Genomic DNA, 12770 nt, shown 5'->3' on the forward strand with positions numbered 1-12770 from the left:
ACACCGCCGAGAATGACCACAGCACTATCGTCAGGGTTGCACGAATGCTTCACCGTGGCGTTCCTTCGGAATCGCATCTGGAGGGGTCTCCGGGTAGATGCTCCGGGTCTCGAAGCGGCGGCGCTGCCCCGGCAGGAGATCGCCGAGGTACACCCTCGGTAGGATTTTTGCAATCGCGAGCGCCGCGTACATCACCGTGTTGATCGCCACGAAAGTCGCGAGGATGGCGAAAAAATCGGACTGCAACACAGACTCGGGGAGCAGGATACCCAGTGGATCCAGCATCAGGGCGATCATCCTGTCTCGATCGATCGCACGGTGCTCCGCTGTTGCACGTGGCCCCAACTCCCCTGTTCTCCGCGCGTGATGTCGATGATTCCCTTGATGTACACGGCATGGAGGTACATGTCGAACAGTAGCTCCGGAATCACAGCGGCGGCAAGCACACGGGCCGCCCAGCCCGCCTTCCAGACGGATGCCACGCGTTCAATCGTGAAGACGGTGCCGATACTCAACCAGAAGGGGAACCATACCCAGTGATTCACCGACAGGAACGTTATAACAATGAGGCAGAGGAAGGCGGTGAGGGCGATCACGCTGTAGCCGATGCCGAGCTGTTGGGCCCAGTATCGAAGGGTGGACGGCGTAAGGCCGTAAGCGCCGATGTTTTCCAGAGCACCGCGCTGCCAGCGCAAGCGTTGCACCCACAAGCTGCGAAGTGTCGGCATGACCTCGGTGACCACGGTGCATTCGGACGGCGAGATGATGAGTGCTCCGAGCGACTTCAAGGCGATTGTCAGTTCGTTGTCCTCGGTGAGCGCCAGGGTGTCGTACACATCACCGTGGTTCCCGGGGATCGTATCGCCGCGACTGCTCGCGACCGCCCGCAGCGCGCGGGACCGGAACATCGATGCGGTTCCGGTAAGCACGAACACCATGCCGCGGCGGCGTTTGATCTGCGTGGAGTAGCGTACATACTCGTTTCGCTGCATTTGACCGAGCAGCCCGGCGCCCGGTTCACCGTAGAACAAACCGCCAATCGCCATCAGCGCTCGATCACTGGTGAAGCGCGCAACGCCAGCCGCGAGAAAACCAGCATCCAGGGTCGTGTCCGCGTCGACAATCATGACGATGTCGTTGTCGCCCTGGTCGGGCAGGATGCGCGCCAGAACCTGATTCAGGGCGCCGGCCTTTTTCTTGGTATTGCCCACCGACTCAAACACTTCGACGCCATGACTGCGCGCGACGGCCGCGGTGCCGTCGGTGCAGTTGTCAGCGACGACGATCACCCGCTCCGGCCTGTGTGATTGCGATAAGAGGGACGAGAGGGTGGCTGACAGCGACGCTTCCTCATTGTAGGCAGGGATCAAGACGGTGATCGCAACGGGACCGGCGAAAACACCTCGGGTAGCTTCCATGACGATTTTGGGGGCGAGCGGGGTAGCGAGGTAGTCAGACGACCTTCGGGACTTATTGGTGACCCTTCGTTCGATCAGGGCAATACCAGCGGCGAAAAATATGGCCAGGGCAACGGCGGCCAGCAACACTCGGGGGGACGGTAGATCCAGGGCATAGAGGTAGGTCCAGACACCGAACAGCACACCTTCGTCGACGGCATTGGCCGCCGTGGGGTCGTCTGAGGCCACCGCGACCCAGAGCACCGTCGCGGCACTGCACGCCGCTGCGGCGACCAATAGGCCCACTGACCGGCTGAAAAATTGCACCCCCATATAGGTGATAGTAACGGACAGATATGTTGTTTTGTTTCGCCGCGACCTCCCCCCGTCCAGGGGTACTTCAGACTAGGCGGTGGCCGAGGGCGTCTTGAATTTCCTTGAATCTCACGGCGGGTGCTGCGTCCGGCGCGGGTTTGGAGAATAAGTAGCCTTGGCCGAAGCGGCACCCCATCTTTTCCAGCAGCTCCAGCTGGCCCGCCGACTCGATTCCCTCGGCCACGACGTCCAACCGCAACGATTCGGCCAAGCGAACGACGCCTTCTACGATCGCCCGATCACGTGTGGAGTGTTCAATATCGCGCACGAAAGACATATCGATCTTCAACAGGTCGACGTCGAATTCTCTGAGATGAGTGAATGACGAGTAACCCGTACCAAAGTCGTCGATGGCTATCCGCACGCCCATGTCCCGAAGCTCCTGAAATGTTCTGGCTGCCGAGCCGATTGCTTCCGTCACGGCGCTTTCTGTCAGCTCCAACCAGAGCTGATCCGGCGCGAGCCCGGAGATGCGAAGGGCTCGCTTCACCACAGCACCGAAGTCGTCTCGGACGAATTGTCGCGGAGATACGTTCACGCTGACGGCGATGCTCCCGCTCAGTGCGGTGGCTGCCAGGCATGCCTGCCCCAGGACCTCGGCACCGATCTCCTTGATCAGGCCCACCTCTTCGGCGATCGCGATGAATTCGTTGGGCATCGCGATCCCCCGTTCGGGCCGCCGCCAGCGAGCGAGCGCTTCAGTGGCGACGACCGTTCGCGCCTGAAGGTCCACGATCGGCTGATACCAGGTCTCAATCTGGCCGAGGCCGACGGCGCTGCGCAGGGCGATCTCGGTGTCGAGGCGCCGGTCGATTCGACCGCGCAGGTCGTCGTCAAAAATCTCGAAGCGTCCGCGCCCCCGATCCTTCGCTAGATACATGGCCTGGTCGGCGTCGCGCAGGAGCAGTTCGAGGTCGTCATGGCCGACGCCGAAGGCGATGCCAATGCTCGCGTCAACGGATGCGACGTTCTCGCCAATCTGGATCGGCAGCGCGATTGCCTCCTGAAGGGCGCCTGCGAGTTCAGCCACGTCGCCGCTGTTCTCGACATCGGGGCAGACCACGACGAATTCGTCTCCGCCGATTCGAGCAACCGTGTCTGCCAGCCGCACGCCGGCGCGGAGCCTCGCAGCGACTTCAGCTAAGACCGCATCACCGGCGTGGTGCCCGAGGCTGTCATTCACGACCTTGAACCGGTCGAGGTCGATGAAAAGAACGGCGACTCCTCGTCCGTGGCGGGCCGCTTGAAGCAGCGCCTGCGACAGCCGATCCAGCAGGAGAAGCCGGTTGGGCAGGTTCGTCAGCGGGTCGTGGAAGGCCAGGTGCTCCACGCGGGCCTCCGCCAGACGACGAGCCGTGATGTCCTCCAGCTGATAGAGAAACCCTCCAGCTTGCCCCCCTTCGTGGATTTCAGCAACGCTGACCTTCACCCAGGTCTCCTCTGCGTCGCTGCGCCGCATTTGCCGATCCACACGCTGCCGTGAACTCACCAGGCGTCCCGCGGACAGGTCCTCTGCTCCAACCGATTCGTCAGTCATAAACACCGCTTCAATGGGCTGGTTGAGGACTGTCGTCGACCGGCCGGCCAAGTGCAGTAGGCGCGGGTTGGCTTCCAACACCCGTCCGTCGAGCGAGACGATGGCCGTACCGAGGGGAGACCAGGCGAAGGCGGCCTCAAAACGCGCGCGGGCTGCTGAGGCTGATTCTTCCGCCGCCCGCAAGGCCGTGACGTCCGTGCCGCTGGCCAGATGTCCGGTGACGGTTTCCTTACTACGAATGGGTGTGCTGTTGACCTGCACGGAGTTGACCGTGCCATCCGGAGTGCAAAACCGTACGGTGCCCGAATACGCGGTGGAGGAAGAAACGCATTCTTTCCACTCTGCGCGCATCCGTTCGACGTCATCGGGGTGCAGTGCCGTCATCCAACCGTCGTTGATGGATTGCTCCACGGTCAACCCACTCAGGCTGAGCCATTGATCGTTGGCGGCGCGCAACCCTCCGGTTGCGTCGAACTGCACAATACCCACCGGAGCCAACCGCACGAGCGCCTGGAGCGCGTCGGCCGTCTCTTCGAGCTCCTGGGTGCGGATCGCTACCGTGGTCTCCAGCATGCCGTTCGTGTCGGCCAGCGAGGTCAGCGCACCGTCACGTTGCCGGTCGAGTTCGCGAAGCCGCAAGGCCGCCAGCCATGTCAACGCGGAGCCGACTATGGTCATGCTCAGGACCAGGAGGGCCACTGCGAATGGGGCATCAAACCAGCCCAAGCGCAGTGCAGACAAACACAGCCAGCCCATCGCGAACGGACCGACAATGAAAAACGGTATCGCCGGACGGAGGAGTCTTCCTGCGCTGCCGCCGTCTCTGGCCAATCCGGCCAGCCCCGCCAGCGGATGTTGAAGCAATGTAGCTGACGACAATACCGCGAGCGCCAGGGCGGTGAACAACGCCATGCTCGTGTACCCGCCGACGCTGTAGAGCGAGGAAACGCCATACGCGTAGCCGAGAATCGCAATTTGGCTCACGCACACGACGATGAGAGCCAGCGCGAGCGTCAGCGTGCTCCGGACAAGCCTGCTCGAGAGGACTGAACCGCCCAGCACGAACAGGGAGAAGGCCGTGGCCGGCGCCATCCTCGGATCGATCCCGTTGAGGTCGAACCCTGGCAGAAGGGTGTCGACGCCGATCGAGATTGCGAAGATGTACTCAGCGAGCGTCAGGGCGCCAATCAGGAGCACAGCAGCACCGAGGATAATGGTGAGGCGCACGCGGTCGAATGCGATTATCGCGAGCGAGAGCAGCACGAAGACAAGGGCCGCGGTCGGCTTCACCGATAACAGACCGGTCACCATGCCTGCCGGCACCGCGCCCTCCGTGTACCACGCGTACAACACCATCAGCCCGAACGCACCAACGATGGCCGCCCCGATACGCCCGCCCAGCTGCATGTATTCCTCTTCTTGCCTGAGGACGCAGCGACACCTCCGCGCCGGCCCCGCCAATAACAAATTTACGAGACAACTGGTTCTCGCGTGAACGCCGGCCACTACGGCCGATCGAGCCGTTCGAATACACCTGAATCAATCGAGACCCTCAACGCTTTTGCTCAGCGTCGCGGGCCAGGTCTTATTCAGATTGAAAGTCACACCCCCGGGTATTGATGGAAATGCAACGCGTGCCCCTGGAAGAAGTCCACCCCTGGTACACCCTCAGTGTACGCGCACTGACGGGTCCGACTCTTCGAAAAATTCGGGTCTGCCCTGGGGTGAGCGATCGGGCATCGATTCCCGCACACCGACAACCACAATGGTGGTCTCGATCGTGCCGGAGCATGGTTTCGGCGGCTTCGCGTTCACCGGTTTGGGGATTGGCAAGGCCCCGCCCTTAGCATGGGTCCATGGTCCGCGTCCGCTCCCGCAGCACGATGGGCCGCAGAAGTTACCTCGCCATCACCGGCTTCGCTGTGCTGTACCTGATCGGCGCCGTGTACGCGCCCCGCCCACTGTGGGTAGCGGGCCTCTATCCGGTCACCAGCTCGCTCTGTTTCGCTCTCTACGCCTTCGACAAGCGGCGGGCAAGGTTCGGCGGCTGGCGGGTGCCGGAACGCACCCTACTGGTCTGGGGTTTCCTCGGCGGCTGGCCGGGCGCGATCGTTGCTCAACAGGTGCTGCGGCACAAGACCCGGAAGGTGAGCTTTGCCCGGGCGTTCTGGGCCACCGTTGTCAGCAACGTCGCGCTCTTCGTCGCGCTGAGCACCCCGGTCTTCGACCGACTGGTGGCCGAGGTGATAACCAGCCTTAGTACTCGTTGAATTCAGGTCTGGCGGCCGCGTCGTGCTTGGCTTTCAGAATGGCCAGGTTGATGAGCACGAATGCTTCCAGACGTTCGCCGCGATGTTCGGCGTAGTCCGGCTCGCGCTGATCGACGGCCAGCTCGATGAGCTTCGAGGAGACCGCTGAGCTCACCTCCTCGCTCGCCGACCGTTGGGCAGTCGCCACGATCCGCGCCACCTGGTCGTCATCGTCGGCCACGGCATCGAGAGCGAGCGTCAATCGCTCGTGTACCCGAAACCTCAGAGCGAACTGTTTCAGGTCGTGTCGTTGGTCATCGGTGAAACTCAGCCGCCACTTCATGGCCGCGAGGTCCCGGCCCATCTGGCTGACTCGCCGGGCATACTCTTCGTTTTGTCGGGCCAGACGATGCAGCTCTCCGCGGGCGTTGTCGGCGTACCGCCCGGGGTCGTAGTCGAAGTGCTCGCGCAGTGCGCCGACGATGATGTCGTTCTTGACGGCCATCCGAACAGCCGACACCGCGATGAGCAGACCTTCATCGACCGTGCGCTCGAGGTCGGGCAGCTCAGCGATCACGTCGGGTTCAATGACGTGTGCGTGAGCGTCAGCACGACGCCGGGACCGGTTCCAGATGATTGCGCCACCACTTCCTCGTGCAGGTGATCTCTATTTTATCCTGCCCGGGAATCGACCCCGACCGTTCTCGAACCCAGCATCAACGGCGAGCTGCGCAGCCACCGCGCCCGCAACTCGGCGGCGGGTGCTGAATCGCCTGATAGCTGCTAGCCGGTGACCAGAAACAGCCCGCGCGCGCCCTTCTCCGCATCCGACATCACGTGGCTCACAAACGGGTAGGTACCCGCTTCGTCAAACGTGAGTTCCACGAAGCCACCCTGAGCGGGCATCAGCGCCAGCGCCTGCGCCCCGCCCGTTCCGGTGCTGCCACCGTCGCGCAGAAGGTATTCCCCCTCCGAGAAGACGGTGTCGAATTGGCCACCCACGACGTGAAACGAACTACTCTCGTTTGGGCCGGCGTCGAGCACCCAAATGCGCACCGTCTCGCCGACGGTCGCGGTCAACGGCGCGGTTACATACTGGTTCGCGTAGCCGTTGAAGGTGAGCAGGTCAGGCCGCTGGGTCGCCACCTTGATCGCATCGCCCTCCTCCCCCTGGTGCCCGAGGTAGAACTCGGACTGGATCAGCACGTATTCCTGGTCGACGACAGACATCCCGGGTGGGTCGATGATGACCGCACCGAACATACCGTTCGCGAGGTGGACTGACATGGGCATTGTGGAGCAGTGATACAGCCAGACACCCGACCGCGTGGCGGTAAACCGGTAGGTGAGCTCTTCTCCGGGGTCGATGGTCTGCATCGGCTTGTCCGGGGCGAGCGAGCCGGCGTGGAAGTCGAGCGAATGGCCGATTGTGCCCTCGTTGACGAAAGTGATCTCGAACACGTCGTTGACCCTGCCGCGCAGCACCGGTCCCGGGGCCGTGCCGTTGTACGTCCACAGCATTTGCGTCACGCCGGGCGCAACCTCGGTTTCGGTATTGCGCACGGTCATCGTGCTCGTGTGCACCGTGACGGGTGCCGTGGGCGCCAGTCGCGCATCCCGGGCAACGAAATCGCTTCCCGGCTCGGCCATCACATCGATGTCATCCGCAGCAAAAGTGCCCTCGGACGCATCACTGCCCATGGCGCCGTGGCGCAGCTGTGAGGAATCATCGGAGTCGGCCGATTCTGCCCCGACCGCATTCACGGTCAGCAGCATTCCGAGCAGTCGGTGGCCCCCAATGGAACACCAGCCATCGAGATCGGCGTCGATCACACCGACCTCAACGGTCGTCGTGGCCTTCGGCTCAACCGAGCCGGACTCGACTCCGCTACTGAAGACCAGATCGTGGAGCATGCCGTCGGTGTTGGTGAGGGTGATCACCAGGGTGTCACCGACGGGAACGTCGATCGTATCGGGGCTGAAGCGGGTATCAGCCATGGTGACGTCGACCGTCGTCGTGTGGCCGGTGGCGTTGGATCCCGAGCCCGACGCGAGGCTCACACCCGAAGGGTCGAGCGCGACTCCGATGGCGAGCGTCAAAGCGAGGGCCGCCGCGGCGGCGACCACCATGCTACGGCGAGAACGCGGCTGGGGTGCCGGAACTGCCGCGACATCGTGGGCCAGGGGCGGCAGCCCCGACCCCGGAGGGGTGCGATTCTTTCGGTTGATGCGCAGAGCCCGCATCATCAGAACGATGAAGAAAGCAAGCGTCGCGAGAATGACCGCGCCAAGCACGTCGGTGACGAGGTCGGACAGCGGTAGGAGGGTCAGCACCAGTGCACCGTTGACGACGGCCACTCGAAACAAGCCGGCACGGTCGAGTTCGCGTGCGGTCGCCTTGGACGCCCGCGGGCCACCGCCGAGCACAACCGGAATGAGAAAGCTCAGCGCACCTATCATGATCTGGCCGCCGAAGCCGACGGCGAAGTATGGCACGAGCGCTTCGAGACCGGCCGCGGCATCCGACCAGCTGGCAGCTCTAACCACAACGGCGGCAAAACCGACCGCGCACAGCGCGAACCAGGCAAGCGCTGCGGTGAGACTCCAACCGGCGTAGCTGACCGCCGGCGACCGGCGCACATGGCCGACCAGCTCCCCTAGCACCCGGGCGAGGCCGACCAGGTAAATCACGACACCGGCCGCGGTGATGATTCGTGAGTCCGCGTAGGTGCCACTGCCCAGAACGACCAGACCGGCGAGGAGAATGGGCAGGGTCGGGCGTGCGGCCGCTGTCGTGGTCGACAGTACGCGGGAGTGCAACACGGTCGGGAGCAGCAAAGCGACGGTGCCGATGACGGTCAGCCCGACCCAACCGAGCAGATTCAGACCGATGTGCGCGATGTAGAGCCGCTCGTAAGAGTCAGCCGCTGCGGTCGCGTCGCCAGCTGTCGTACTGCCGGGATGGGCCATCAGAATGCCGAGCGTTACTCCGACCAAGAGGCATCCAGCGGCGGCAATGTAGTAGCGCACCAGGGGCGAGAACCGGGCCGGGAGTGCTCCGCGCAGCTGTCGCACGAGAATTGTGGCATGCACGAGGGCGTTGATCCCGACGAGGATGCCTCCAGCCAGTACCGCGTACCACCAGGCGCCGGTCATTCCGATCATCACCATCGCCGCGCCAACCGTGTGCACGGTCAGTCGAACGCCGAGCCAGTACCGGCCGCCAGGAGCAGTGTTCTTGAGCAGACTGTCGGCGAAGTGCTGGCTCCACACCAGGATTGCGGTCGTCAGGGCGCCGAGCAGTAGCAGGTGCACCATCAGCCAGGGCCCGAACGACGATCCGCGGTAGAGGACGACGCTGACGATCCCCAGCACCAACCAGGCCGGAACGAGCATGCCGGTGATCTGGTGCCAGAGCCGGCGTTTGAGGCTGGGTTTCATGCCGAAGCGCTACGCAATTCGCGTGAACCGCAGGGTCCACACCTCGGGACCGCTCCCGAGGTAGCTCATACTGAAGACGTCGGGGTGCTTGCGCTCGAGTGTGGCAAGGAGCGGCAGCGGGTCGTGCGATGCCACGAGGTCAAGGGATATTCCGGGCTGAATTGCCTCCAGCGCACCGAAGATCGCGGCGTGGCGGATGGCGTGCGGGATGGTGCGGCTGTCCAGAATGATCGCTTCGCTGTCTTCGTGGGCGCATGCACACGTCGCCGTGGTGCCCGTTGTCGTATCGACGTGCTCATGGCCAATCGGCCCGGCAGTTATGGTGATCGGTTCGGCAGTCATGATGTCTCCTCGGCTCGGTGAACAACGTCCACCTGTATTTTAGAGCAATCTTCTCCGTTTAATAAAATTACAGCTGCGCCACCGAGACTTCTCTTGCGACGGGTCAGGCGCTGGGCGTCGTAACGCGCTCGAGTTCGCTCACGAACGGAATTGGGTGCGATCGCTCGAGCGACGCGCCCTCCACGTCGACGTTGGGCAGGATACGGTCCAGCCATTTAGGCAGCCACCAGGCCGCATCACCCATCAGGTGCATCACCGCCGGAATGATGAGCAGCCGCACCACAAAGGCGTCGAGAAGCACTCCGACAGCGAGCCCGAAGCCGATCGACTGGATCATGACCGAGTTCGAGAAGACGAAGCCGGAGAAGACCGAAGCCATGATGAGCGCGGCAGCGGTGACCACGGTGCGCCCCGCGTGAACACCGCGCTGTACGGCCAGTCGCGCCGAGGCGCCGTGGACGAACGATTCGCGCATCCCGCTGACCAGGAACAGCTGGTAGTCCATCGCCAGCCCGAACAGCACACCAACGACGAGGATGGGCAAGAAGCTCAGGATGGGCCCGGGGTCATGGATTCCGAATACCGGCCCGAGCCAGCCCCATTGGAAGACCGCCGTGATCGCGCCGAAGGACGCAAATAACGACAGCACGAAGCCCAGCGTCGCGGTGACCGGCACAAGGATCGAACGAAACACAAAGATCAGGATGATCAACGAGAGCCCCACGACGACGAGCAGGTACAACGGGAGTGCGGCGGCGAGTTTTTCGCTCACATCGATGTTTCCGGAAGCATTCCCGGCGACACCGAGGGATGCGACACCCTCGATGTTGAGACCGCGCAGGTCACGCACGAGCTGTTCGGTTGATTCGCTGGTCGGCCCCTCCGTGGGGATGACCTGGAACGCGAGGAGCAGGTCATCATCGGATGCTCCGATTGGCACGGCCGCGGCGACATTGTTTTCCGCTTTAAGCGCGGTTCCGATGCGTACCTGTTCGGCGAGCAGGTCCGCATCCGTGACGGCTGCATCGAGGTCGGCGACCACGAGTAGCGGGCCGTTCACGCCGGCGCCGAACTTGTCGTCGACGAGCTTGTAGGCGTTGTATGCGCTCGAGCCGAGCGGCTCAGACGAGCCGGCGGGAAGGCCAAGGCGCATCGAGAGCGCCGGGATGGCCACGATGAGCAGCACGATGATTCCGACAACCACGGTCACGACGGCGCGCATGGTGTTCATTGGTTTTGACGGAACGCGGGCATGATTCTCGGCGTGGCCGACCCGAGCGCGGGCCTTCTTCGTGAGGATCTTCGTGCCTACCAGGCCCAGCATCGCCGGCGTCAGGGTGATCGCGATGAGAATCGCCACGAAGACGCAGACGGCACCGACCGTGCCCATGAGCCCGAGGAAGGGGACGCCGGTGAGGTTGAGGGCAAGCAGGGCGATGAGCACGGTGGCGCCCGCAAAGACAACCGCATTGCCGGAGGTGCCGTTGGCCAGCGCGATCGACTCCTGCAGGGGCAGCCCGTTGCGCAGTTGCGTTCGATGCCGGTTGAGAATGAACAGCGAATAGTCGATCCCGACCGCGAGCCCGAGCATCACGCCGAGGACCGGGGTGACGGAGAGCATCTCGACGGTTCCAGACAGTGCGAGCGAAGCGAGTACACCGACGCTCACGCCGATGAGCGCGTTCAACAGCGGGAGCCCCGCCCCGATCAGCGTTCCGAGCATGACCCACAGCACAATGGCCGCGATGATCACACCGCCGATCTCGCCCGGGCCGAGAATCTCGGGGATGCTGGCGGCGATGTCATTGGAGACCTCAGCCGTGACGCCGTCGATCCCAGCGTCGTTCAGCTGGGCGACGACGGCTTCTTTCGTCTCGGCGGGCACCTGGTTGAGTGATGTGTCGAACTGGATGCTGGCAACGGCAGTCGTCTGATCGGTGGATACCTGACGGATGCCAGCGGCCAGGTCGAGCAGGTCGGCTCCCTGTTCAAGCGTGGTGCCCTGGGCGTGGAGTTCGGTACGGCTAGCGTCGAGAGTCGTCTGCTGCGCGGCGATCGCAGCTGCGCCAGCATCAATTTGCGCCTGCTGCGCATCGAGCATTGGTAGAGCGGCAGCGAGCTGCCCCGCCGCCGCGGCCTGCGAGCGGCCGGCATCGAGCTGCGCCTGTCCGGCGTTGGCCTGAGCCGTGGCCGCATCGATCTGCACCTGCCCCGCATCGATCTGAGTCGTCGCATCGACGATCTGCTGGCGGCCGTCAACGATCTGCTGCGCCTGATCGTCGATCTGGGCCTGGGTATCGAAGGGGTTCGTCACCGATTTCACCGCGTCAAGCGCGACCGTGCGCGTGAGCAAGTCACCGATTGCGGTTTTCTGCGCGGCCGTGAACCTGGAGTCGTCCGTCGTAGTGAAGATGACAGTGCCCCGCCCGCCGCTGGCTGCAGGGAATTTCGCAGCGAGCTCGTCGCTAACCTTCTGGGTGGCGGTGCCCGGGATGCTGACGGAAGAAGTCAGCGTTCCACCGAAGAACGCGAACGCACCACCGGCGAGGCCGAGAATGATCACCCATGCGACGATGACCGACCATGCTCGGCGGGCGGAGAACCGTCCGAGTCGGTAGAGAAGGGATGCCATAGTCCTCAAGATCTTTCTTGATAGTCGAGTCTAGGAGTCGGGTCGAGGAGTCGAGGAACCTGGTGGCGCCTCGCAGCGCGTCACCGGAAATCACGGATCTAGTGTTCAGCTGGAAGGTGCGTACCCGGTGCGGATGGTGGATACGAGGCGGTCGAGCAGTTCGTCCCACACAAGTCGCGAGGCCGGGTCGAGCGTCCCGCCCGTGCGGGCTAGCCAGTGGCCAGACACCACCGCGATGCCATTCATCACAGAGCTCACCAGGATTGCGACCTCGAATGCGTCGATCGCATTGGTGCGTTCGGCGATCTCCAATGAGAGCTGTTCCGTGGTGCGGGTGAAGACATCGCCGATGCTGTGCTGTGAGCGGCCATCCACACCTTCCGCGGTGAGCACGCCGGAAAGGTAGCCCACCACGGGTGGTAAATCGATGTTGCGCAAAGCCGCGGTGATCTCGTCGAACAGGTCGACACGACCACCGTCTCCCAGCGGAGTCGATGCCGTCGCTGCACGGAATTCGTCAACGGTCGCGCTGAGCACCCGAGCGCAGGTCGTCATGATCACGTCGTCGAGGGACGAGAAGTGATTGAAAACCGTGCGCCTGGACACGTCGGCGCGCTCAGCGAGTTCGTCGACGCTGAATTGCGGTTTGCCCCGCTCTCGAATGAGCGAGTCGGCGGCATCCAGAATGGCCTGGCGGTACCTCGCCTTGAGCTCGGCGCGGCGATCGGGAGTGGCGGTAAGCGACATCACTTGCTTACACTAAGTGCAACTACGCACAAAGTGCAAGACGAATTCGA

General features: G+C 63.4%; 9 protein-coding genes. 1 reads left to right on the top strand and 8 read right to left on the bottom strand.

Annotated features, from left to right (window positions below; genetic code table 11):
* Window positions 1-30: 30 nt before the first annotated feature.
* From E3N85_RS08680 to E3N85_RS08690, 3 genes are all read right to left on the bottom strand, one after another.
* Window positions 31-297: a hypothetical protein gene (locus tag E3N85_RS08680; RefSeq protein ID WP_241978384.1), complete on the bottom strand. Its 267-nt coding sequence runs from the start codon at window positions 295-297 to the stop codon at window positions 31-33.
* Entirely contained in the window at window positions 294-1730 is a 1437-nt protein-coding gene (locus E3N85_RS08685) for a glycosyltransferase family 2 protein (protein WP_134462092.1), read from the bottom strand. The genes E3N85_RS08680 and E3N85_RS08685 overlap by 4 nt, the downstream gene beginning before the upstream one ends.
* Before the next feature lie 67 nt (window positions 1731-1797).
* Window positions 1798-4716 (bottom strand): EAL domain-containing protein, encoded by a 2919-nt coding sequence (locus E3N85_RS08690; RefSeq protein WP_134462095.1) that lies wholly within the window; start codon window positions 4714-4716, stop codon window positions 1798-1800.
* Between the two features lie 449 nt (window positions 4717-5165).
* Here E3N85_RS08690 and E3N85_RS08695 point away from each other — a divergent pair, with 449 nt between their 5' ends.
* A complete protein-coding gene (locus E3N85_RS08695; protein ID WP_241978385.1) occupies window positions 5166-5579 on the top strand; it encodes a DUF1294 domain-containing protein in 414 nt (137 codons plus the stop codon).
* Here the strand turns inward: E3N85_RS08695 and E3N85_RS08700 are convergent.
* The 5 genes from E3N85_RS08700 to E3N85_RS08720 form a co-directional block, all read right to left on the bottom strand.
* Window positions 5566-6135, bottom strand: a complete 570-nt coding sequence (locus E3N85_RS08700; protein WP_134462098.1) for a hypothetical protein — start codon at window positions 6133-6135, stop codon at window positions 5566-5568. The genes E3N85_RS08695 and E3N85_RS08700 overlap by 14 nt on opposite strands.
* 206 nt (window positions 6136-6341) lie before the next feature.
* On the bottom strand, window positions 6342-8999 hold the full coding sequence (locus tag E3N85_RS08705) for a multicopper oxidase domain-containing protein (RefSeq protein WP_134462101.1): 2658 nt from the start codon (window positions 8997-8999) through the stop codon (window positions 6342-6344).
* 9 nt (window positions 9000-9008) lie between these two features.
* Window positions 9009-9341, bottom strand: coding sequence for a DUF2249 domain-containing protein (locus tag E3N85_RS08710; RefSeq protein WP_134462108.1), 333 nt, complete (start codon window positions 9339-9341; stop codon window positions 9009-9011).
* Between the two features lie 103 nt (window positions 9342-9444).
* Window positions 9445-11973 (bottom strand): MMPL family transporter, encoded by a 2529-nt coding sequence (locus E3N85_RS08715; protein WP_134462111.1) that lies wholly within the window; start codon window positions 11971-11973, stop codon window positions 9445-9447.
* Between the two features lie 105 nt (window positions 11974-12078).
* Window positions 12079-12720 (bottom strand): TetR/AcrR family transcriptional regulator, encoded by a 642-nt coding sequence (locus E3N85_RS08720; RefSeq protein ID WP_241978400.1) that lies wholly within the window; start codon window positions 12718-12720, stop codon window positions 12079-12081.
* Window positions 12721-12770: the final 50 nt, after the last annotated feature.

It is taken from the genome of Cryobacterium sp. Hz9 (genome assembly GCF_004402825.1).
Lineage (GTDB): Bacteria > Actinomycetota > Actinomycetes > Actinomycetales > Microbacteriaceae > Cryobacterium > Cryobacterium gelidum.

Excerpts from the sequence above, each read along its gene's own strand:
- E3N85_RS08680 (WP_241978384.1), bottom strand. The coding sequence starts at position 297 with ATGATCGCCCTGATGCTGGATCCACTGGGTATCCTGCTCCCCGAGTCT.
- E3N85_RS08685 (WP_134462092.1), bottom strand. The coding sequence starts at position 1,730 with ATGGGGGTGCAATTTTTCAGCCGGTCAGTGGGCCTATTGGTCGCCGCA.
- E3N85_RS08690 (WP_134462095.1), bottom strand. The coding sequence starts at position 4,716 with ATGCAGCTGGGCGGGCGTATCGGGGCGGCCATCGTTGGTGCGTTCGGG.
- E3N85_RS08695 (WP_241978385.1), top strand. The coding sequence starts at position 5,166 with ATGGTCCGCGTCCGCTCCCGCAGCACGATGGGCCGCAGAAGTTACCTC.
- E3N85_RS08705 (WP_134462101.1), bottom strand. The coding sequence starts at position 8,999 with ATGAAACCCAGCCTCAAACGCCGGCTCTGGCACCAGATCACCGGCATG.
- E3N85_RS08710 (WP_134462108.1), bottom strand. The coding sequence starts at position 9,341 with ATGACTGCCGAACCGATCACCATAACTGCCGGGCCGATTGGCCATGAG.
- E3N85_RS08715 (WP_134462111.1), bottom strand. The coding sequence starts at position 11,973 with ATGGCATCCCTTCTCTACCGACTCGGACGGTTCTCCGCCCGCCGAGCA.
- E3N85_RS08720 (WP_241978400.1), bottom strand. The coding sequence starts at position 12,720 with ATGTCGCTTACCGCCACTCCCGATCGCCGCGCCGAGCTCAAGGCGAGG.